Source organism: Kribbella sp. NPDC031520, from assembly GCF_055580825.1.
In genome coordinates this window covers 437,718-460,673 of the sequence record NZ_JBVIKS010000003.1, presented here as the reverse complement: position 1 = coordinate 460,673, position 22,956 = coordinate 437,718, and the positions used below count along the sequence as shown (strand labels likewise).

13 protein-coding genes are annotated in these 22,956 nt (G+C 69.7%); 10 read left to right on the top strand and 3 right to left on the bottom strand.

From position 1 onward, the window contains the following. Positions 1 to 97: 97 nt before the first annotated feature. Both ACZ5BU_RS17565 and ACZ5BU_RS17560 read left to right on the top strand, forming a co-directional pair. Positions 98 to 1,027, top strand: a complete 930-nt coding sequence (locus tag ACZ5BU_RS17565) for an SMP-30/gluconolactonase/LRE family protein (protein ID WP_465700043.1) — start codon at positions 98 to 100, stop codon at positions 1,025 to 1,027. After that, the gene (locus ACZ5BU_RS17560; RefSeq protein WP_465700041.1) at positions 1,020 to 3,368 is read left to right on the top strand and encodes a helix-turn-helix domain-containing protein; all 2,349 of its coding nucleotides are present in this window, start codon (positions 1,020 to 1,022) and stop codon (positions 3,366 to 3,368) included. The genes ACZ5BU_RS17565 and ACZ5BU_RS17560 overlap by 8 nt, the downstream gene beginning before the upstream one ends. Here the strand turns inward: ACZ5BU_RS17560 and ACZ5BU_RS17555 are convergent. Further along, complete coding sequence (locus ACZ5BU_RS17555) at positions 3,337 to 4,773, bottom strand: Nramp family divalent metal transporter (RefSeq protein WP_465700039.1); 1,437 nt, start codon at positions 4,771 to 4,773, stop codon at positions 3,337 to 3,339. The genes ACZ5BU_RS17560 and ACZ5BU_RS17555 overlap by 32 nt on opposite strands. Before the next feature lie 115 nt (positions 4,774 to 4,888). Here ACZ5BU_RS17555 and ACZ5BU_RS17550 point away from each other — a divergent pair, with 115 nt between their 5' ends. Continuing rightward, complete coding sequence (locus ACZ5BU_RS17550; RefSeq protein ID WP_465700037.1) at positions 4,889 to 7,951, top strand: helix-turn-helix transcriptional regulator; 3,063 nt, start codon at positions 4,889 to 4,891, stop codon at positions 7,949 to 7,951. Positions 7,952 to 8,037: 86 nt separating this feature from the next. On the opposite strand, the gene ACZ5BU_RS17545 is transcribed toward ACZ5BU_RS17550, so the two are convergent. Both ACZ5BU_RS17545 and ACZ5BU_RS17540 read right to left on the bottom strand, forming a co-directional pair. Next, complete coding sequence (locus ACZ5BU_RS17545) at positions 8,038 to 10,302, bottom strand: 13E12 repeat family protein (protein WP_465700035.1); 2,265 nt, start codon at positions 10,300 to 10,302, stop codon at positions 8,038 to 8,040. Between the two features lie 648 nt (positions 10,303 to 10,950). Further along, positions 10,951 to 13,083 carry an MMPL family transporter gene (locus ACZ5BU_RS17540; RefSeq protein ID WP_465700033.1) on the bottom strand — a complete coding sequence of 711 codons (2,133 nt, stop codon included), beginning with the start codon at positions 13,081 to 13,083 and terminating at the stop codon, positions 10,951 to 10,953. Between the two features lie 148 nt (positions 13,084 to 13,231). Between ACZ5BU_RS17540 and ACZ5BU_RS17535 the strand changes: the two genes are divergently transcribed. The 7 genes from ACZ5BU_RS17535 to ACZ5BU_RS17505 are packed head-to-tail and all read left to right on the top strand — an operon-like array spanning position 13,232 to position 22,941. Next, positions 13,232 to 14,599 carry an MFS transporter gene (locus tag ACZ5BU_RS17535; protein WP_465700031.1) on the top strand — a complete coding sequence of 456 codons (1,368 nt, stop codon included), beginning with the start codon at positions 13,232 to 13,234 and terminating at the stop codon, positions 14,597 to 14,599. Then, positions 14,596 to 16,716, top strand: a complete 2,121-nt coding sequence (locus ACZ5BU_RS17530; RefSeq protein ID WP_465700029.1) for a molybdopterin oxidoreductase family protein — start codon at positions 14,596 to 14,598, stop codon at positions 16,714 to 16,716. Before ACZ5BU_RS17535 ends, ACZ5BU_RS17530 begins: the two co-directional genes overlap by 4 nt. Then, positions 16,713 to 20,546 carry a nitrite reductase large subunit NirB gene (gene nirB, locus ACZ5BU_RS17525; protein ID WP_465700027.1) on the top strand — a complete coding sequence of 1,278 codons (3,834 nt, stop codon included), beginning with the start codon at positions 16,713 to 16,715 and terminating at the stop codon, positions 20,544 to 20,546. The genes ACZ5BU_RS17530 and nirB overlap by 4 nt, the downstream gene beginning before the upstream one ends. Then, positions 20,543 to 20,887, top strand: a complete 345-nt coding sequence (gene nirD / locus ACZ5BU_RS17520; RefSeq protein WP_465700025.1) for a nitrite reductase small subunit NirD — start codon at positions 20,543 to 20,545, stop codon at positions 20,885 to 20,887. The genes nirB and nirD overlap by 4 nt, the downstream gene beginning before the upstream one ends. Next, entirely contained in the window at positions 20,877 to 22,004 is a 1,128-nt protein-coding gene (locus ACZ5BU_RS17515) for a uroporphyrinogen-III synthase (protein ID WP_465700023.1), read from the top strand. Before nirD ends, ACZ5BU_RS17515 begins: the two co-directional genes overlap by 11 nt. Continuing rightward, positions 22,001 to 22,714, top strand: a complete 714-nt coding sequence (locus tag ACZ5BU_RS17510; protein ID WP_465700022.1) for a sirohydrochlorin chelatase — start codon at positions 22,001 to 22,003, stop codon at positions 22,712 to 22,714. Before ACZ5BU_RS17515 ends, ACZ5BU_RS17510 begins: the two co-directional genes overlap by 4 nt. After that, complete coding sequence (locus tag ACZ5BU_RS17505; protein WP_465700020.1) at positions 22,711 to 22,941, top strand: DUF5652 family protein; 231 nt, start codon at positions 22,711 to 22,713, stop codon at positions 22,939 to 22,941. Before ACZ5BU_RS17510 ends, ACZ5BU_RS17505 begins: the two co-directional genes overlap by 4 nt. The last annotated feature ends 15 nt before the right edge of the window (positions 22,942 to 22,956 follow it).

Below are 22,956 nucleotides of genomic sequence, written 5' to 3'. Positions count from 1 at the left end.
CCACACGACGGTCACTCGAGCGGCGCCGGACCTGAAGCCCCCGTGTGCGGCGCCACGCATATCCTTCCGTCCCAGAGGTCCAACCAGAGGAGACGTGATGACCGGAATTCTCGAGCCGTTGGCAGGGTCCGCTCCGGCGGTCTGGGAGAAGCTGGACGAGCGGTTCGCCGGCGTCCGCGGGGACAGCCGGCTCGAGCGGTTGTGGACCGGTGGCCGCTGGCTCGAGGGACCGGTGTACTCGCCGGCCGGCCGGTACCTGCTCTGGAGCGACATCCCGAACGACCGCATCCTGCGCTGGGACGAGACGTCGTACCAGGTCTCCGTCTTCCGGCACCCGGCCGGCAACACCAACGGGCACACGCGTGACACCCAGGGCCGGCTCGTCAGCTGCCAACACGGCAACCGCCGGGTCACGCGGACCGAGCACCACGGCGGTATCACCGTGCTCGCCCACGAGTACGACGGCAAGCGGCTGAACAGCCCGAACGACGTCGTCGTCAAGCGCGACGGATCGGTGTGGTTCACCGATCCGGCGTACGGCATCGACTCCGACTACGAGGGCTACCGGGGCGAGATCGAGACCGGCGGCTGCCATGTGTACCGCGTCTCGCCGGACGGCGTGCTGACCCGCGTCGCCGACGACTTCAACCGCCCGAACGGCCTGGCGTTCTCACCCGACGAGTCGTTGCTCTACATCACCGACTCCGAAGAGGGCACGATCCGGGTGTTCACCGTCGACGGCGACAAGCTCTCCGGCGGCGACCTGTTCGCCGAATGCGGCAACGGCATCTTCGACGGCATCCGCCTCGACACCCAGGGCCGGATCTGGGCCTCGGCCGCCGACGGCGTGCACATCTACCACCCCGACGGCACCCTCCTGGGCAAACTCCTCGTCCCCGAAACCGTCAGCAACCTCACCTGGGGCGGCCCCAAACGCAACCGCCTGTTCCTCACCGCGACCACCTCCGTCTACTCCCTCTTCACCACCGCCAACGGCACCCCGGAGGCGTACGGCCCGCGTGTCTGAGTTCGGATCCGTACTCCGGAAGTTCCGGCGTACTGCCGGCCTGTCGCAGGAACGGCTGGCGGAGGTGTCCGGGGTCAGCGTCGAAGCGATCAAGACCCTGGAGACCGGCCGCCGCCGGCACCCGCGGCCGCGGACCCTCGAGTTGTTGGGGGACGGCCTCGGGCTGACGGAGACCGAGCGCGCGGAGCTCGTCGCTGCCGGCAGCCGAACGCAAACCAACCAGTCCGTACCTGAGCAGCTGCCGGACGATCCACCTGACTTCTCCGGCCGGGACGAGCAGATCGCGGACCTCGAGAAGTTGTTCTCGGCCGGTGAGTCGAGGCAGGGCGTCGTGGTGGTTTCCGCCGTCGCCGGAATGGGCGGTGTCGGCAAGACCACGCTCGGCGTCCATGTCGCGCATCGGGTGGCCGGCCTGTTCCCGGACGGCCAGTTGTACCTGAACCTGCGTGGTTTCGGCCCCGGCGAACCGATGACCGCCGCGGAGGCGCTCGGCCGCCTGCTGAGCAGCCTGGGCGTGCAGGCCGGCTCCTCGAACGCCGACGAACTCGCAGCCCGGTACCGCTCGGCGCTGGCCGGCCGCCGGGTGTTCGTCTTCCTCGACAACGCGGCGCACGAGTCGCAGGTCCTCCCGTTGTTGCCTGGGGCATCGACCTGTGCGGTTCTGATCACCAGCCGCCGGATGCTGACCAATCTGCCGGGCGCGACGCGGCTCGCCCTGGACACGCTGCCCGATCCGGACGCCCGCGCGTTGCTGGCGCGGATCGCCGCCGACGGGCGGATCGAGGCGGACCCTGACAGCGCGCGGATGATCGTCCGGCTGTGCGGCGGCCTCCCGCTGGCGCTCCGGATCGCAGGCGCCCGGCTCGCCGCCCGGCCCTCGTGGAGCGTGGCGTCCTTCGCCGAGCGGCTGGCGACCAGCCGCCGGCGCCTGGACGAGCTGGCCCTCGACGTCCGGACGAGCATCGAGATGTCGTTGTCCTCGGCAACCGAGTTGGACGCGGTCGCGGCGTTCCGGCGCCTCGGCCTGTACGAGGGGGAGGAGCTGGACGTCCGGGTCGCCGCCCGGCTGCTCGAGCTCCCGGTCGCCGACACCGAGGACCGGCTGGAACAGCTCGTCGACCTGCATCTGCTGGAGTCACCCGCACCGCGGCGGTACCAGTTCCACGACCTGGTCCGCGCGTACGTCCAGGAACTCCCGGCCACCGAAGCAGAACGCGACGCGGCCAGAGACCGGGTGATGGCCCTGTACGTGGCGATGGCCTGGAGAGCCCGGACCCTGCGTGGGCTCGGCGACCCGATGTCACAGGAATGGTTCGACGAACGCTGGCTCACCGGAACCGAGGACCTCGGCTACGAGGACGTCATGAGTTGGCTGGACACCGAGGCAGCCGGGCTTCTCGCTGCTGCCCGCCGGCTGACGGCCGGACCGTACGCCGACCTGGCGACGATTGTCAGGCTGGCGGTCGGCATGGGGCCGTTCTGGACCGACCGCGTTCGGCACGCCGAGGGACTGCAGCTGTGGGAGCTGGCGCTGGCAGCGGTGCGGCGCGATCCGGGCTGCGCACCGGCTCAGGCGGAAGGCGGAATCAGACACAACGTGGCCCGGCACTACGCAGTCCTGTCGGACTTCGAGACGGCTGCCGTGCACATGGAGGTCGCAATCGAGGTGTCTGCGGCCGCCGGATACACGTGGCTGCACATGTACAGCCACGTCGGCCTCGCCGAGTTCCTGGCGCGCATGGAACGGCTGGACGAGAGCGCGGCACACGCGCAGGCCGGACTGGAGCTCGCACGCAGCAGGGCCGACGTACATGCCGAAGGGGAGGCGCGCTTCACCCTCGGGGTCATCGCCGGCCGACTCGGCCGGCCGGCCGAACAGGACCGCGAATTCGACCAGGCTGCGCAGCTCGTCCGCGCGGGTAAGCCTCGGTTCCTGCCCTGGCTGCGCGGATCCATCGGTGAGGCCTATCGCAATGACGACCGGCTCGAGAAGGCGCGCGACTGGTTACGGGCGGGCGTAGCCGACGGCAGGAGCTTCGGCAGCCAGTTCTCGGTGGCCGAACTGCTCCGGGACCTCGGCGGGGTCGAGGTCGAGCTGACCGAGTACGGATCGGCGAGGGCGCATCTCGAAGAGGCGCTGACGTTGATCGGCAACAACAGCGGCGAATTCGAGGCGCGGATCAGGCATTTGCTGGGTGACGCGCTGAGCGGGCTCGGGGAGGCCGAGCCCGCTCAGGAGCAGTGGCGGCTCGCGTTGGAGCTTTACCGCCGGTACGGCCTGCCGCAGGCCGAGGAGGTTCGCGGGTTGCTCACAGCTTCTTCAGTTGGTCGATCAGGGTGAAGACGGCGAGGAAGCCGAAGGCCAGGAACGAGAAGCCCAGGACTGCGGTACGCCAGGTGGTGATGCGGATGGCCTCCGGGAGGGCCCGGGAGTTCATCCACCACAGGAGGCCGGAGTAGACGAACATCATCGTGCCGGCGGTGCAGGCGGAGATGATCAGCAGTACCAGCGGCTGGGTGAGGCCGGCCAGTAGGACGACGATGCCGAAGGCAACCAGTCCCCAGACCAGCCAGAAGTACAGCTTGGACTCGGTGATCTTCGACGTCCGCAGGTAGCGGGCCTTGATCATGTCCGACGCCAGCCGGGACGTGTAGTCGACGATCCCCGCGGCCGCCGCGAACAGCGAGAACGCGCCGATCGCCCAGAACAGGTAGCCGAACCAGCCGCCGACCAGCGTCTGCAGCGTCGTACCCTCGATCTTCAGGAAGCCGATGTTGTTCTTCACGTCGTCGTTGCCGAAGAGCGTGGCGTGGGCGAGCATCGACGTGAACGCGATCGTCACCACGGTGATCGCCACGAAGGTCGCGGCCTGCTCGATGTTCGCGAACTTCCACCAGCGCCGCCAGCGGGCCAGGTTCTTCTCGTCGGGCGGGAACGTGTACCCGTTGGCGGTCGGGTCAGCCTCGGTCTCGCCGGTGACCGGGGACGTCAGCCGCGGTACGTGCACACCCATCCCGAAGCCCTTGTCGCGGATCCAGTTGCTCTGCACCAGGTTCTGCCCGCCGCCCGCTCCGGCGTACGCGATCGCGCCCATCACCAGCGCGAACCCGAGCTGCTCGGCCGGGAACTGCGGCCGCGTGACCGCGTCGCCGAGTGCGCTGTACGTCTTCCCGCGGATCGCGAACGCCAGCGCGAGGACGACGAGCAGCGCGACCGCTGCGATCTTCACCGCGATCAGCCGCTCCAGCATCACGTAGACGACCGGCGCGAAGGTCAGGATCGCGCCGATCACCAGCAGCATGACGATCGCGATCCAGCGCGGATCACCGGCGCCGAACAAGTACGTGAGCATGCTGGCGGAGCTGGTCGCCCAGCCGGGCCAGAGGTTGGCGAAGTACGTCATGATCGCGAAGAACAGGCCCCAGTGTTTCCCGTACCGGTTGAAGCCGGTCAACGCTGTCTCACCAGTGGCCAGCGTGTACCGCTCGATCTCCATGTTCAGGAACCACTGCACGACCACGCCGACGACGGCGCCCCAGAGGAACACCAGGCCGACCTGGCTGGAGATGTACGGCCAGAGGATGAACTCGCCGGACGCCAGCCCGACCCCGGCGCCGACCATGCCGGGACCGATGATCTTCCAGGTATTCGCGGGCGGATCGGGCAGGTCGCGAACCTGCGGTGCAGGCAGGTTCTTGGTCGGTAGTGCGAATCGTCCGTGGTCTGTCGGTGCGGTGTCCGTCATTCTAATAGGCTCCTCACCATATTGAATTGAACGACGTGTCGACCCCCTGGTTCCGGAGGGTAGTGGATACGGTCGACAGCGGCGACCCGAACAGGCGAGTGGCAGACTGTCGCGCATGGGTGGGGTGACGGTACTGACCGCGTCGTACGCCGGCGCCGCGAGCGCACCCGCGTACGCGCGCCTGGCCGGATTGGTTGCCGACCTCCCCGGCGAGGAGCTGGTACGCCGGGACGGCGGGGCGCTGGCCATCGCGTACGCGTCCGCCACTGGGGCCATCACCACCGCCGAAACTCTGCGCACGACGGCTGCCGGGGTCCCGGCGGGCGATCTCCTCCGCATCGCCCTCCACACAGCACCAACAGCTGACGCTGCTGCCCGCCACGCAGATCACCTGCTGGACGTCACCAATCCCGGCCAAACGTTGCTAACAGCAACAACCGCGGGGGAGGCGGAGGTTGCCGGGCGCGGCCGGGTAGGCCCTGGCGACGAGCCGGTCGACGGTCCCGTGCGGTTGGCTGATCTCGGGGTCCATCGTCTGCGGGATCTCGGTTCGCCGGAGCGGATCTTCGAGCTCACGTCCACCGGTGCGCCCTTGCGGTCGCTGGATCTGGTGCCCAACAACCTGCCGGTGATGTTCACCAGTTTTGTGGGGCGGGCGACGCAGGTCGCTGCATTGCGTACGCAACTGTCCGGCAGCCGGCTCGTCACACTCACCGGGCCGGGTGGTAGTGGCAAGACCCGGCTGGCGGCGCAGACCGCCGCCCAGCTGACCGAGCGGTGGACGGACGGCGTGTGGTGGGTCGACCTGTTCGCCGTCATCGACAGCTCGCAGCTTCCCGAGGCCGTCGCCGCCGCGATTGGTCTGCTCGTCGAACCAGGCGACCGCCTGCTCATCGGTCAGCTCCGCACCAAGCAAGCGCTGATCTGCCTCGACAACTGCGAGCAGATCATCGACGGCGTCGCCGAGTTCGTCGTCGCCCTGCACACCGGTTGCCCGGAGATCACCGTCCTGGCTACCAGCCGCGAGCCGTTGGACCTTCCGGGTGAGTCGATCTGGCGAGTTCCCGGACTGTCCCCCGACGAAGCCCGTGCCCTCTTCCTCGAACGCTCGGGCGCGGCGACAGATGCTGAGGATGCGGTTCGGTCGATCTGTTCTCGGTTGGACGGGATTCCGTTGGCGTTGGAGCTGGCGGCTGCCTGGGCTCGGGTGCTGACGCCGGCGCAGATCGAAGCGGGGTTGAGCGATCGGTTCGGGCTGTTGACGAAGAACGTTCGGGGGGTTGCCGCCCGGCAGCGGACGTTGGCCGCGTCGATCGACTGGAGTTACGACCTGCTGGACGAGGACGAGCGGCAGGTGTTCCGGCGGCTGGCGGTGTTCGCCGGCGGCTTCGCGCTCGACGCGGTGCAGGCGGTGACGGAGCAACCGGGCGTACTGGAAGTCCTGGCGCGGCTTGTCGACAAATCGCTTGTTGTTGCGGAGGGCGGGCGGTACCGGCTGCTCGAGACGGTCCGCGAGTACGCCGCAACCCGCGCGACCGAGGACGACGCCGTACAGGACCGTCACCTCGACCACTACCTCGAGGTAGCCGAGGCGGCCGAACCCCTGCTGGACAAGGATCGCGACGCCTGGCGTGCGCTGATCGAACCCGATCGCGAGAACTTCCGCGCCGCCCTCGAACACGGCCTGTCCGCGCCCGATCCGAACCGCGGCCGGCGCCTTGCCGCGGCGCTTCGCTGGCTGTGGAACCTGCAGGCGACCGGCCACGAGGGCATCGGCTACCTCCGCCGTGCGATCGACCGCGCCCCCGACGACAGGACGTTGCTCCAGGCCCGTTTGCTGTACGGGTACGCGACCGTCGCCGACACCGTCGACCCGTTCGGGTACGACGCGGCCGGCCGCGGTCTCGAACTCGCGACCGAACTAGGGGACGATCGGCTGAAGTCGCTGTTCCTCGCGCTCAAAGCGGTCGGCGAGTTCTTCACCGACTTCCAGAAGGCGTGGGACCTGACCGCGGAGGGCGTCCGTCTCGCCGACGGCATCGGCAACGAGCAGGCCCGGAACGCCAACGTCGCCCTGCAATGCGTACTCCTGTCACTCTGGGACCGCCACGACGACCTCCGCCCGCTGATCGACCGCGCCGCCGACGGCCTGATCTCCAGCGGTGAACGCGGGATCGCGTCGACCGTACTGACCACGTGGTCCGAAAGCCTCCTCTCCACCGGTGAGCCGCGGAGGGCCGTCGAGATCGCCGAACGCGCCCTCGCAGCGGCCGAGCCGCTCGCCGACTTCCACCGCGTCGGCTCCGCCCGCGCCCAGCTCGCCTCGGTGCTCGTACGAGTGGGCCGCACCGAGGATGCCCTCGCGTTGATGCGCCCGCTGCTGGAGCTCGCCGAGACCACCGGTTCCGTCGTACCGAATCTCGGCCAGGTGATGAGCGTGATCTCCTACTGGACGGGCGAGTATGACGCCGTCGTGGAGTGGCTCGCCCCGGCCGTCGCGCCGGACAGCCAGCTCGCGGAGACGTTCGTACCCGCGATGCTGCTGCCGACCGTCGCCGCCGCCAAACGTGCACTGGGCGAGGACGCGACCGAACTGCTGGAACGCGCCGCCGGCCTGGCGCGCCGCTACAACCTCCCGCGGATCCTCGCGGACGCGCTCGACCAGCTCGGCCGTACGGCGATCGCCGTACAACCGGACAAGGCCGCCGAGCTCCTGCACGAGGCACTGACGATCCGCGTCGAGCACGGTCTGCGTACCTACCTTATCGACAGCCTGGAATCCCTTGCCCTGCTGGCGATCCACACCAACCGCCCCGCCGACGCCGCCCGCCTGGCAGCCTCCGCCGCCCGCGCGCGCACCGAACTCGGCCTGGCGGCACCGGCCGACCACCCCGACCTGCCGGCCTCGGCCTCGGACGAGCCGCCGCTCCCGTTGGACGAGGCCGTCGCGTACGCCCGCCGTACCAGAGGAACCCGCGGCCGCCCGTCCTCCGGCTGGGCCAGCCTTACCCCGACCGAGGAGCAGGTGATCGCGCTGGCCGTGGAGGGCCTCAGCAACCCGGAGATCGGCGAACGCCTCTTCATGAGCCGAGGCACGGTGAAGACCCACCTCGCCCACGTCTACACGAAGCTGGGTGTCGCCAACCGCACGGAACTGGCTTCGCTCAAGAAGCTCTGATCGTCTCGACTGGTGTGGCGACCGCGAGCAGCTGTTCAAGAGGGCCTGCTGCAGGGTCCGGGCGTTCGGTGTCGTGATGTTGTCATCTACGGGGTCGCTGGTCGTTCGGCGGGAAGGACGGACTTCGGTGCTCGGGCATTGGGCGATCCTTGCTCGGAGTTCGGTGCGGTGGAGGGGTCTATCCGGTGTGTGCCTTCGGGGTCGACGTGGAAGGTGAAGCCGTGGGGTGTGGTCCATTCGAGGGTCTTGTGGTCGATGCGGTGGACTTTCCAGCCGGGGGCGTGGGTTTTGACTCGGTGGCCGAAGCGGCCGAGTGGGGCGAGGTTGGTGGTGCTGGTTTGTCCGGGTGGGCCGAGCGGGTCGTAGGGCTGGATGTGATCCAGGTCGATGGTGTTGGTGGTTTCGCGGGTGCCGTAGGGGAAGAGTTCGACGGGGTGGATGAGTTTGACGCGTTCGCGGATGCGGGTGGGGATTTCGTAGGCGTTGACGCTGATGGCGTCGTTGAGGTCGATGACGGGTTTGACGATGTAGGGGCCGTGGCCGAGGAGTTCGGCGAGTTGGGTGGCCAGGAGTGGGCCGATGTTTTCGGCGCGTACGACGCCGGTGCCGGTGGCCAGGGTGTGGTCGGTGAGGTGGACGACGACTTCGGTCTTGCCTGGACGGACCTGTCCGCTGGTCCGGCGCGCCGGCATCTCGGCGTTACCCGGACGCGAGCCAGCTGAGTTGCTCAAGCCTTCGGGGCCACTCGGATTACTCAGGTTGTTCGGGTGCGTGGGGTAGCTGGGGTTGGTGTAGGCGTCTTGCTTGATCTGGGCGAGGCGGGCGTTGAGGGCCAGGAGCGCGGCAGCGTCCATCGGCGAACCGTTGTCGGGTTCGCTGGGCGGGTGCGGGTCTTGTGTTCGTGTGTGCCGGTCGAACGGATCCGTTAGCGGGTCGGGGTCGTCGGGTCCGGTCGCCTCTAACCAGGGATCCTCGAGCGGGCCGGCCGGCTCCAACTCATCAGCTCTGTCGAACGCGCACGCCAGGTCGGCGCTGTCCGCGCTGTCCGCGGTGTCCGCGGTGTCCGCGGTGACGGGGATGACGGGGATGACGGGGCTGCCGGGGCTGCCGGGGCTGCCGGAGTTGTCGGGCTTGCCGGCGTCCTGGGCGCGCTGACTGGTACCGCCGCCCTCCGTGGATTGGAGCGCAGGCGTGGCGCCGGCGCCGGTGCCGCCGGTCGAGCTGGAACCAGCAACACTCCCGATCCCACACCCGGAGCCAGAGCCCTTGCTGGCGCCGGAGTCGGAGCCAGTGCCGGAGCGGGAGTCGGGAGCGGGTTCGGTGACGCCGGAGCCCGTGCTAGAGGCGGTGCCAGAGCGGGAGGCGGAGCTGGAGGCGGAGCTGGAGCCGGAGCTGGAGCCAGAGCTGGAGCCAGAGCTGGAGGTAGGGCCCGTGCTGGGGTGGTTGGGGCTCGGGTCGAGGTCATCGGGCTGGTAGGCGGGGGCGGCCTGGTCGGCCGGGCGGGTCTGTGCGCCCTGTGCGCCCTGTGCGCCTTCTGTGGTCTCTGCGGCTTGGTCTGCCTGAGTGGTCCGGGCGGCTCGGGCGGCCTGGGTGAGGAGTTCTTGGGTGAAGGCGGGGTCGGGGAGGATGTCGATGGCTTCGGCTCGGCGGTGTTGTAGTGGGCGGGTGTCGCCGAGGAGTTTGAGGGCTTCGGCGATTTCGGCGATGGCTGCGTCGTGTCGGTTGACGGCGGCGGCGGCAGCTTTCACGTAGATGGTTTTGTTGCCGTGTTTGTCGCCTCGGCCGACGTAGACGCCGCGGTCGTCGGCTGCCTCGGCGGTGTCTTTGCGGGCTTGTTCGGGGTCGGTGTGGATCTTGGCGGCTTGGATGATTTTGTCTAGCCGGTAGGGCGAGACGGTGTCCACCAAGTCGGCGACGCGGCGGTCGACGTAGTCGGCGCCTGCGTGGTCGAGTTTGAGGCAGGCGCGGACGATTTGGCGGGCTTTCCAGGGGGTGGCTTGGCCGGAGCGGACGTGGGACCAGGTGAGGGGGAATCGGTGGCGCAGGGAGAGGGCGTCGGCGAGCAGGTCGCGGCCGATGCCGGGAGACACTCCGATCACGGCCGCGAATTCGGCGACGGCGAATTCGGTGATCGGTGGGCAGCCGTCGCCGCCCAGGATCACGGCTCGTTCGCGGCCGTCGCTGCCACGACCGGCGGGGCGGGTCTGGCGGGTTGAGGGGTGGTGGCGGTCGGCGTAGAGGTGGGCGCATTCGAGGAGGTCGGCGTCGGCCCGGTTCGCTCGCTCGCGGCAGCCGGCGGCGCGCTCCAGCAGGTCGCGGGTGGAGAGTACATCCAGATCTTCCTCGAACATGTGTTCGATTCTATGTCATCGAGTAGCGGGTGGCCAACTCGGGTGCGTGCGCGGATCGTCTTGTCCACAAGGGGAAACATCACATACCGGTGTGGTGGAAAGCGGGTATACGCCCGTCGTGGCGGGTGGGGCTCGGTGAGTCGTGAGGAATGGTTGCCTGGAACAACCTTTATCCACGACTCGGCGTCCAGGGTTGGTCGGACGCCACGATTCGGCGGGTTGTCGCAGAGCGGATGGCAGGCTGGCGCGGGAAGCGGGAAGCGGGAAGCGGGAAGCGGCGGTGGGGATGCCGGGGACGCGGGAATGCTGCAGCGTCGGCGGTCGGGGACTGATGGAGGCCGGTGGGCTGGAGCGGGCGAGCCAGGGGGCGGGCTGGGCGATGGCGGGTTCGGGCGGGGTTGGGGCGCGGTCGCCATGTTGCTGGGGAGGCCGAAGGCGGGTGGTACGGAGTGGGGGGTGAGTTGCGCCGTGGGGGATTGTCAGGCGGCAGGTGAGGACGGGTGGGCGGTGGCGGCCGGGTCCGGCGCGCGGCTGTGCGGGAGGTAGGTGGCGGGGGGCCGTCGTACCCCATGTGCGGCCCCCGCACGTTCGTCGCGCGGGGCCTGGTGGGTATGTCGTAGGGGTTGGGGTTTGTGGAGGGGTTCGGGCTCAGCGGGCTTGCTGTTGTTTGGCCAGTTTGCTGGGCCACCAGACCTTCTTGCCGAGGTCGTGGGCCAGCGACGGGACCAGGAGTGAGCGGACGACTGTGGTGTCGAGCAGTACCCCGAACGCGACCATGAACGCGATCTGTACCAGGAACAGGATCGGCAGCACCGCCAGCGCCGAGAACGTCGCGGCGAGGACGACGCCGGCGGACGTGATCACACCGCCGGTGACCGCGAGGCCGACCAGGATGCCGGGTCTGGTCCCGTGTTCGCGCGACTCCTCGCGGACCCGCGTCATCAGGAAGATCGAGTAGTCGATGCCCAGGGCAACCAAGAACACGAACGCGTACAACGGGATGCCAGGATCCGCGCCCGGGAACTTGAAGACGTGGTTGAACATCAGCGCGCTGACACCGACGGTCGCGCCGAACGAGAGCACGTTGGCGATCACCAGCAGGACCGCGGCGACCACCGAACGCAGCAGCAGCATCAGCACGACGAAGATCACCGCGAGGATCGTCGGGATGATGACGCGAAGGTCCCGTTGCGCGGCGTCCAGGACGTCGAGGTTGATGGCGGTGTTGCCGCCGACCAGGATGTCCGGGCTGACCTTGTCCAGCTCGGTCCGCAGGTGCTTGACCACCTTCGTCGCGTCCGGCGAGTCGGCCCGGATCTTCAGGGTCGCCTGCACCAGCACCTTGCCGTCGACGACCTTCGGCGGTACGCCGGGAGCGACCGAGGCGGAGGCGGCGCCGACACCGTCGACCTTCAGTGCGGTCTGTACGACCTGGTCCGCCTGCGCCACCGGGGTGAGGATCTCCACCGGCGTACCGGCGCCGGCGTCGAAGTGCTTGCCGAGCTGCTCCTGGCCGGTGACCGACTCGACCTTGTTCAGGAACAGGTCCTCCTGCGACGTACCGGTGGCCTTGAACGTCGGCAGGAACGCCGCGCAGGCGAGCAGCGCCAGCGCGGTGATCGCCCACACCCGCCGCGCCCGCCGGCCGACCAGTCCGGACACGCGGCCCCAGAGCCGGCGCCCGCCGACCTGGTCGCGGGAGTGCACGTGGTCGACGCGCGGGATCGACGGCCAGAAGATCCGCCGCCCGAACGCGAGCAGGATCGCGGGCAGGAACGTCATCGCCGCGACGAACGCACCGGCGATGCCGAACGCACCGACCGGTCCGAGGCCCTTCGTACTACCGAGCTTCGACAGCAGCAGGCAGAGCAGGCCGAGGATGACGGTGGCCGCACTGGCCGCGATCGGCTCGATCGCCGCCCGCCACGCGACCCGCATGGCCTGGAACTTGCTGTCGTAGTCGTGCAGCTCCTCTTTGTAACGGGAGACGAGCAGCAGCGCGTAGTCCGTCGAGGCGCCGACGACGAGGATGAACAGGATGCCCTGACTCTGCCCGTTGAGCTGCAGCACACCATGCTTCGCCAGCGGGTAGACGACCAGCGCCGCGAGCGCGAGGCCGAACACCGCGGTCAGCAGTACGGCGATGGGCAGGATCGGGCTGCGGTACACGATCAGCAGGATCACGAACACGACCCCGAGCGCGACGCCGAGCAGGATGCCGTCGATCCCGCTGAACGCGACCACGAAGTCCGCGAACACGCCGCCCGGACCGGTGACGTACACCTGCAGGCCGCTCGGCGTGAGGTCCTGCTTGATCTCGGCCCGGAGCGCCTTCGCGACGGCGTACAGAACAGTCTCGCCCTGGCCGACGACCTCGTCCGCGCGGTCGCTGTCGGTCTGCACGGTGAGCAGCAGCGCCTTGTGGTCGCCCGACGGCACCGCGGTCCCGATCGGGGCGGTCAGGTAGTCGCCGAGCTTCTTGCCGTCGCCGAGGTCCAGCGCCGGGATCTTGGCCACGAATCCCTGCAGAGCGGTCTGGTCCGCAGCGGTGATCGGGGTGTCACGCTCGATCAGGACGAAGTACGGGAGCGCCTTGGCGTCGACGAACTTGGCGGTCTCGTTGGCGACCAGCGTGGATTCGGCCTTCTTCGGAAGGAAGTTGGCGTTGTCGTTCTGCTGGACCTCACTGAGCTTGCCGACCGCCGGACCGCCGATCGCGCCCAGCACGAGCCAGACGATCAGTACGGCGGCGATCCCCGCCCTCCACTTCCACCGGTTCACCCAGCGAACAGTACCGGGGATCTCTCAGTACCCGGCGAAGGGTGTGCGGGAGCCGTTTCGGCGGCGTAACAACAAGATGACTACGCGGAAACACCCCGGTCATAACGTCCAGGCCTAATCGATGAGGTCGGATGATCGGAGACTTGCGATGACGCTCGAGGCAGGACAAGCGACTGTCGCCAACCGCGAAGGCAGTGGCGCGGTCGGCACGGTCGAGGCCCCCCGACGCGGGCGCTGGATCGATGTCTGGGATCCCGAGGACGCCACGTTCTGGGCCGGGAAGGGTCGTGCGGTCGCGCGGCGCAACCTGTGGCCCTCGATCTTCGCCGAGTTCCTCGGCTTCTCGGTGTGGCAGCTCTGGAGCATCGTCGTGGTGTCGATGCCGAAGGCCGGCTTCACCTACAGCACGGACCAGCTGTTCTGGCTGGTCGCGCTGCCGAGCCTGGTCGGCGCCACGCTGCGGCTGCCGTACACGTTCGCCGTACCGCGGTTCGGCGGGCGGAACTGGACCACGTTCTCCGCGCTGCTGCTGCTGATCCCGACGGCCGGGCTGTCGTACTTCATGACGCAGCCGGACACCCCGTTCTGGCTGATGGCCCTGGTCGCGGCGACCGCGGGCGTCGGCGGCGGAAACTTCGCCAGCAGCATGACGAACATCTCCTTCTTCTACCCGGAGAAGGAAAAGGGGTTCGCGCTCGGCGTGAACGCGGCCGGCGGGAACCTCGGGGTCGCGGTCGTCCAGCTCGTGGTGCCGATCGTGATCGTCGCCGGTGCGGGGCTGACGCTGAACCGGTCCGGCCTGATGTGGCTGCCGCTGATCGTGCTGGCCGCGTTCTGGGCCTGGAAGGCGATGGCGAACCTCTCGGTCGCGAACTCGTCGTTCCGGACCTCGATCGCTGCCGCCAAGCGTCCGCACACGTGGGTGATCTCGTTCCTCTACATCGGTACGTTCGGGTCGTTCATCGGGTTCGGTGCGGCGTTCCCGCTGCTGATCAAGACCACGTTCGCGGGCGTCACCCCGGCGCACTACGCGTTCCTCGGTGCGCTCGTCGGGTCGGTCTCCCGGCCGTTCGGCGGCAAGCTGGCCGACCGGGTCGGCGGCGCCTGGGTCACCGTCTGCTCGTTCGTGGTGATGGGGCTCGGAATCATTTCCGCGATCTTCTCACTCAACGCGAAGAGCTTTCCGGCGTTCCTGGGCAGTTTCCTGGTCCTGTTCGTGGCCAGCGGAATCGCGAACGGATCGACGTACCGGATGATTCCGGCGGTCTTCCGGCTCACCACGCCGGACGACTCGGGTCGCGCCCGGCGTGAGGCGGCCGCCTGCATCGGCATCGCGTCCGCGGTCGGCGCGTACGGCGGCTTCCTGGTACCGCGGGGCTTCGCGATGTCGACGAGCCACTTCGGCTCGCTGGTCCCGGCGCTGTACGTGTTCTGCGGGTTCTACGTGGTGTGTCTCGCGGTCACGTACTTCTGCTACCTGCGCAAGGGTGGCCCGCTCAGCCGGGAGCACGTGTGACAGCTACACCGACGCATTGTCCGTACTGCGCTCTGCAGTGCGCCACCACGCTGCACCCGGTCGCGCGACCGGGTGCAGTGGAGGTGCAGCCACGGGACTTCCCCACCAACAGGGGTGGGTTGTGCCGCAAGGGCTGGACGGCTCCCGACGTTCTCACGGTGCCGGACCGGCTCACCGTGCCGCTCGTCCGCAACGCCGCGGGCGAACTGGAGGAGACGACGTGGGACGCCGCTTTGGACTTCGTCGCTTCGCGGATCAAGTCGTTGCAGGACGGGTACGGTCACGACGCGGTGGCGGTGTTCGGCGGCGGTGGCCTGACGAACGAGAAAGCGTATGCGTTGGGGAAGTTCGCGCGGGTCGCGCTGCGGACGGCGAACGTGGACTACAACGGGCGGTTCTGCATGTCGTCGGCGGCGGCCGCGACGAACCGCGCGTTCGGGATCGACCGCGGGCTGCCGTTCCCGCTGGCCGATCTAGGCGGTGCGGGCGCCGTACTGCTGGTCGGAAGCAACCTCGCGGAGACGATGCCACCGGCGGTGGCGCATCTGCAGGGCGCACGGGACGCGGGTGGACTTCTGGTCGTCGACCCGCGTCACTCCGCCACCGCAGGTCTCACGGATGACAACAACGGCATCCACCTACAGCCAACTCCTGGTACGGACCTGGCACTGCTCCTGGCCCTGACCCACGTCGTACTGCAGGAAGGCCTTGCCGACACGGCATTCCTGGGTGAACGGGTCGATGACCCTGACTTGCTGATTCGTTCGACTGCCTCCTGGTGGCCGGAGCGCGCGGAGCGGGTAACTGGTGTGCCCGCCGCGACGATCCGGCGGGCGGCGCGGGTACTCGCGGCGGCTGCTCCCGTACATGGTGGCGCCGGCGCGTACATCCTCACCGGACGCGGAGCGGAGCAGCACAGCAAGGGCACCGACACGGTGACGGCGTGTATCAACCTCGCGTTGGCGCTCGGGCTGCCCGGGCGGATGGGCAGTGGGTACGGGTGTATCACCGGGCAGGGCAACGGGCAGGGCGGCCGCGAGCACGGGCAGAAGGCGGATCAGCTGCCGGGCTATCGGAGCATCGAGGACCCTGCGGCGCGAGCTTTTGTGGCCGGCGTCTGGGGTGTGGATGCGGAGGAGTTGCCGCGGGCGGGGAAGAGTGCGGTCGAGCTGATCAACTCGCTCGGTACGGCGGACGGTCCGAAGGCGCTGTTCGTGCACGGGAGCAACCTGCTGGTGTCGGCGCCGAACCTTGCGTCGGTACGGGAGCGGTTGGCGGCGCTCGACCTGCTGGTGGTTGCGGATGTGGTGCCGTCCGAGACCGCGCTGCTCGCGGACGTGGTGTTTCCCGTGACGCAGTGGGCCGAGGAGGACGGGACGATGACGTCCCTCGAGGGCCGAGTACTGCGACGGCGGGCCGCGGTGGCGCCTCCGGGCGAGGTGCGGAGCGATCTTGCGGTGTTCGCGGGGATCGCCGAGCGGCTCGGCGTCCCGGGGTTCCCGACCGATCCGGCCGAGGTGTTCGAGGAGCTGCGCCGGGCGAGCGCGGGCGGGAAGGCCGACTACTCCGGGATCACGTGGGCGCGGCTGGACGCCGGCGAGGAGCTGTTCTGGCCGGTTCCGCACGAGGGGCATCCGGGGACGCCGCGGTTGTTCGCGGACGGGTTTCCGACCGCGGACGGGCGCGCGCACGTCGTACCGGTCGATCATCGGCCGGTGGCGGACGACCTCAACGGGGCGGCGCCGCTGTACCTGGTGACCGGCCGGTTGATGCAGCACTACCAGAGCGGGGCGCAGACGCGGCGGGTGCCGGAGCTGGCGGCGGCCGAGCCGGAGGTGTACGCGGAGGTGCATCCGCGGGTGGCGGCGCAGCTGGGGATCGGCGACGGGCGCCCGGTGCGGTTGCGGACCGCGCGCGGGTCGATGGTGCTGCCGGCCCGGATCACGCCGGACGTACGCCCGGACACCGTCTTCGTACCGTTCCACTTCGGTGGGGCGGAGGCAGTCAACGAGCTGACGAACGACGCGCTCGACCCGGTGTCGCGGATGCCCGAGTTCAAGGCGTGCGCGGTGCAGCTCACGGCGGCCGAACTGGGTGCGACGGGGGTGCCGGCATGAGAGTCGTGATCATCGGCGGCGGCATGGCCGGGCGGCGGTTGGCCGACCTGTTGCCGTCGTACGACGTGACGGTGCTCGGCGACGAACCGTCGTACAACCGGAGCCGGTTGACGGAGTACGTCGCCGGCCGCGCAGAGGTTGCTGTCGGCAACGAGCCGGTGGCGCGCGTGACCCGGGTGGACCGTGCGCGACGGGTCGTTGTGGACGCTGAGGGCCGGGAGTACCCGTACGACCATCTCGTGTTCGCGACCGGTGCCGCTCCGGTGGTGCCGGTCGGGGCCGAGGGTGGGTTGCTGCTCCGGTCCGTGGATGACGCGCATGCGGTGGTCGCGGCGGCGGGAGCTGCCCGGCGGGCCGTCGTACTCGGCGGCGGCGTGCTGGGCGTCGAGACGGCTTGCGCACTGCGCGAACGAGGTGTCGCCGTCACGCTCGTACATGACGGTGCGACGCTGCTGGACAAGACCGTTCGCGCGTCGGCCGGGCGCCGAGTGACCCGCGCGGTACGACGGCTCGGCGTCGACGTACTGCTCAACAGCACCTACGAACGCGTGGACGGCGATCTCGTCGTCCTCGCCTGTGGAGTACGGCCGCGGACCGAGCTCGCGACCGGGCTGACCGTGCGGACCGGCATCGTCGTCGATCGGACGTTCACGAGTGTGGACGACCAGCGGGTACATGCGATCGGGGATTGTGCGGAGCTCGACGGGCGGGTCGGCGGCACCGTCGAGTCGGCGTGGTTGCAGGCGGAGGCGCTCGCCCAGCATCTCACCGGACAGCCGGTCCAGGTGCCCGACTACGAGGTCGTACGGGTGACCGCGGGCGGCCTCGACGTACTCGTACTGGGGGACAAGGACGAAGCCGGCGAAGTTGTCCGGCTGGAGGACGACCAGCGGTACGTGCGTGCTGTTCTCCGGGACGGCGTGGTGCGTGCGGCGGTGGCGGTGGGAGCGCCGGAGGTCGCGGCCGAGCTGGTGCTGCTGGCGGACCGCGGGACGCCGGTGCTGGCGGACGGGTTGCTGGAGGCAACCGAAGACGGCCGGCAGCAGAAGAAAGTACCGACGGTGTGTCGGTGCAACGGAGTGACGCGGGTCGCGATCGAGGCGGCCTGGCGTGGTGGTGCCGACAGTGTCGACGGCATCGCCGCCACGACGCGGGCGACGACCGGGTGCGGGAGTTGCACCGGCGCCGTCGGCGAACTGCTCGACCGCTTCCGGCGCGGCGAGACCGAACCAGTCCCGAGCAGGAGGGCGACGATGGCAGAGCTGAACAAGGCCAAGCATGTGGTGGTGGTCGGCGGGGGAATGGTCGCCCACCGGCTGGTCGAAGCGCTCCGGCAGCGTGACACGAACATCGACTACCGGATCACCGTGTACGCCGAGGAGCCGCGGCTCCCGTACGACCGGGTGGCGCTCACGAGCTACTTCTCCGGCCGCGACCCGCAGGACCTGGCGCTCGGCGACCCGGACCTGTGGGACGACCCGGCGGTGAACCTCCGCAAGGGCGTGCGGATCACCGCGATCGACACCACCGCGAAGACCGTCACGACGTCCCGCGGCGAGCAGGTGACGTACGACGAACTCGTCCTGGCGACCGGTTCGTCGGCGTTCGTCCCGCCGGTCAAGAACAACGACGCCCAGGGCTGTTTCGTCTACCGGACGGTGGACGACGTGGCCGCGCTGCGCGTGTACGTGGAGCGGCTGAAGAGCGAGGGCCGCCAGGTCAGCGGTGTGGTCGTCGGCGGTGGCCTGCTCGGTCTGGAAGCAGCCGGTGCGCTCCAGGCGTTGGGTGCGGCGACGAAGGTGGTCGAGTTCGCGCCGCGGCTGATGCCGCTGCAGGTGGACGAGGGCGGCGGCGCCGCGTTGTCCCGGCTGATCGAGGGCCTCGACGTCGAGGTCCTGACGGAGACCGCCTGCCAGCGGGTGAAGCTGACCACCCAGGGCGCGGCGCGGGCGATGGCGGTTGCCGACGGCCCCGATCTGCCGGCCGACGTGGTGGTGTTCGCGACCGGCGTCCGTCCCCGCGACGAGCTCGGCCGCGCGGCCGGGCTGGAGATCGGGGAGCGCGGCGGCGTCGTCGTGGACGACGCCTGCCGGACCTCGGTGCCCGGCGTGTGGGCGATCGGTGAAGTTGCCTGTATCAACGGCCGGGTCTGGGGACTGGTTGCCCCCGGCTACACGATGGCGGAGATCGTTGCCGACCGCCTGCTGGGTGGCGAGGCGACGTTCCCCGGCGCGGACACGTCGACGAAGCTGAAGCTGCTCGGCGTCGACGTCGCGAGCTTCGGTGACGCGTTCGGTACGACCGAAGGCGCGCTGGACATCGTGTACGCCGACCCGGTGGCCGGGGTCTACAAGAAGCTCGTGCTGTCCGACGACGCCCGTACCCTGCTCGGCGGCATCCTGGTGGGCGACGCGTCGGCGTACTCCGGACTCCGCCCGATGGTCGGCCGTGAACTCGGCGCCGACCCGGCCGCGTTCCTGCTGCCCGAAGGCGCCGCGCCGGTCCAGCTCGAGCTACCGGACGACGCGCCGGTGTGCTCGTGCAACAACGTCTCCGCCGGCACGATCCGGTGCGCCGTACGCGACGAGGGCTGCACCGACATCAAGTCCGTGTGCGGACGTACCAAGGCCGGCACGAGCTGCGGTTCCTGCCTGCCGATCGTGAAGACGCTGATGAACACCGAGCTGACGAAGGCCGGTGTCGAGGTCAGCAAGGCGCTCTGCGAACACTTCGCGCTGTCCCGCGCCGAGCTGTTCGACGTGGTCCGGATCACCGAGCTGCGGACCTTCAGCGAGATCGTCGAACGGCACGGCACCGGCCGCGGCTGCGACATCTGCAAGCCGGTGGTCGCCTCGATCCTGGCCAGCATCGACCCGGCCGGGCACGTCCTGGACGGCGAGCGCGCGACGCTGCAGGACACCAACGACCACGTGATGGCGAACATGCAGAAGGACGGTACGTACTCCGTCGTACCGCGGATCCCCGGTGGTGAGATCACACCCGAGGGGCTGATCACGATCGGCGAGGTGGCGCGCGACTTCGGGCTGTACACGAAGATCACCGGCGGTCAGCGGGTCGACCTGTTCGGCGCCCGGATCGAGCAGCTGCCGGCGATCTGGAAGCGGCTCGTCGACGCCGGGTTCGAGTCGGGACACGCGTACGGCAAGGCGTTGCGGACCGTGAAGTCCTGCGTCGGCTCCACCTGGTGCCGGTACGGCGTCCAGGACTCGGTCGGGATGGCGATCGCGCTCGAGCTGCGGTATCGCGGGCTGCGGTCGCCGCACAAGCTCAAGCTCGGCGTCTCCGGTTGCGCGCGCGAGTGCGCCGAGGCGCGCGCCAAGGACGTCGGCGTGATCGCGACCGAGAAGGGCTGGAACCTGTACGTCGGTGGCAACGGCGGGATGACCCCGCGGCACGCCGAGCTGCTCGCGTCGGACCTGACCGACGATGAGCTGTTCCAGGCGATCGACCGGTTCCTGATGTACTACATCCGCACCGGCGACCGGTTGCAGCGTACGTCGGTGTGGCTGCGCGAGGTCGGCCTCGACCAGGTGCGGGACGTCGTACTCAACGACAGCCTCGGGATCGCCGCCGACCTGGACGCCGCGATGGCGCGGCACGTCGACACCTACGTCGACGAGTGGCGCGCGACGCTGAACGACCCCGACAAGCTGGCCCGGTTCGTGTCGTTCGTGAACGCCCCCGACCAGCCCGACGCCGACCTGCGGTACGTGGTCGAGCGCAACCAGCCGCGCCCGGCCACCCCGGCCGAACGCGGGCAGCTCGAGCCGGTACTGCTGGCCGGCCCCCGACTGGAGGTACGCCGATGACTATCGCGGCTGTTGGTTCGACGGTGGTGTGCGCTTTCGACGCGCTGTTGCCGGAGCGTGGCGTCGCCGCGCTGCTCGGCGACGCGCAGATCGCGTTGTTCCGTACCCACGACGACCAGGTGTTTGCCCTCGGCAACCAGGATCCGTTCAGCGGGGCGAACGTGATGTCGCGGGGTATCGTCGGCAGCCGCGGCGACGTACCGACGGTCGCGTCGCCGATGTTCAAGCAGGTCTTCGACCTGCGGACCGGAGTGTGCCTGGACGATCCGTCGGTGTCGCTGCCGGTCTACCCGGTGACGGTTCGCGACGGTCAGGTCGTGGTGGGTTCGGGTGACCACTAGGAACGGGCCGCTCAGCGGCTGCACGATCGCGGTCACCGCGCACCGGCGCGCGGACGACCTGGTCGCGTCGTTCGAACGGCGCGGCGCGAAGGTGCTGCACGCGCCGACGCTGCAGATCGTGCCGGTCGCCGATGACCACGCGCTGCTCGAGGCGACCCGGCGGGTGATCGCGAACCCGCCGGACGACGTGGTGGTGACGACGGCCGTCGGGTTCCGCGGGTGGGTCGAGGCGGCCGACACCGCGGGGCTTGCGGCGGAGCTGCTCGGGACGCTGGACCAGGCGCGGATCCTGGCCCGCGGTCCGAAGGCGCGCGGCGCGATCCGGGCGGCCGGGCTGGTCGAGCACTGGTCGGCGCGGTCCGAGACGACGGCCGAGGTCGTGGACTGGCTGCGGGAGCAGGGTGTCGGCGGCCGGAAGATCGTCGTACAGCTGCACGGGTTGTCGGACCCTGCTTTGCAGGAGGCGTTGCGGTCAGCGGGTGCTTCGGTGCGGGGGCTGGAGGTGTACCGGTGGGGGCCGGCGCCGGATCCGGTGGTGGTCGAGCGGATGATCTCGCAGGTGTGCGGCGGGACGGTCGATGCCGTCGTGCACACGTCGGCGCCGGGTGCGCAGGCGATGCTCGACGCGGCGGCGCTGAACGGCCAGTACGACGAGTTGGTGGCGGCGTTGCGGACCGGGCGGGTGCTGAACGCATGCGTCGGCCCGGTGACGGCAGGACCCTTTGTGGCGTTGGGGTTGGAGCCGTTGGTGCCCGACCGGTTCCGGCTGGGGGCGTTGATCCGGATCGTGACGGATCGGCTCACCGACGACAACGCGCGCTCGATCGAGACGACGTTCGGACAGCTGGTGATCCGCGGCGGCGCGGCGGTGCTCGACGGCGTCGTACTGCCGTTGGGCCCTGGTCCGCGGGCCGTCCTGGCTGCGTTGGTCGCGGCCGGTGGGGACGTGGTGTCGCGGCCGGAGCTGCTGGCGGTGCTGCCAGGTGCGGAGGACGTGCACGCGGTGGAGGTGACGGTGAACCGCCTGCGTACGGCGGTCGGACGGCCTGAGTTGGTGCGGACGGTCGTACGACGTGGTTATCGGTTGGCCGTCGAACCGGCGGGAGTTCCTACATGACCGACCTTGTCGCGGTGGCCCATGGAACGGCTGATCCTGCTGGGATCGCGGTCGTCCACGAGCTGGTCCGCCAGATGGCCCGGCAACGCCCGGACCTCCCGATCTCGCTGGGCTTCGTCGATGTCCTCACGCCTGCGCTGCCGTCCCTCGTGCGCCGCATCACCACCGACGTGGACGAGGCAGTTGTCGTACCGCTCCTGCTCAGCTCGGGCTACCACGTGTACGTCGACGTGGCCGCCGAAGCCCGCCGGTACCCAGGTCGCGTCCACGCCGCTGCAGCCCTCGGCCCCGACCCCGTACTGGTCGAAATCCTCGCCGACCGCCTCGGCGACCTGTCGCGCATCGACCAGGTAGTCCTGGCCGCGGCCGGCTCGTCCGACCCGCGCGCCCTCGCCGACTGCGAGACAACGGCCACGCTCCTCGCCCAGCGGGTCGACCGCCCGGTCCACATCGGCTACATCTCCGGCGCCGGCGATCGCCTCCCCGCCGTAGTCGCCCGTACCCCTGGCCGCCTCGCCATCGCGAAGTACCTGCTGGCCCCCGGCTTCTTCAACACCCTCGTCCACCGCCACGCCGGCCCCCACCTCGTCACGCCACCCCTGGCGCCCGACCCCCGCCTCGCCACCCTCGCCCTCCGCCGGTACGACGCCGCGCGGGCCGAGGCCGGTGCTTGCTTGTGGGACGGCGCGGGGAGCATCGTGGGGGTGTGAGCGGGAAGAAGTGGGATGAGCTGAGTCCGCGGAGCCGGCGGCTGGTGGTGGCTGGGGCTGTCGTCGAGAGCGTACTGAAGGCGATCGCGCTCGCGGACCTTGCCCGGCGTCCGGCGGATCAGGTCCGGGGGCCGAAACCCTTGTGGGCGGCGTTCCTGACGTTGTTCAACTCGGTCGGCGCGGGACCGGTCGTGTACTGGTTGTTCGGGCGGCGCAAGACCACCTAGCGGTTTTGTTGGGGG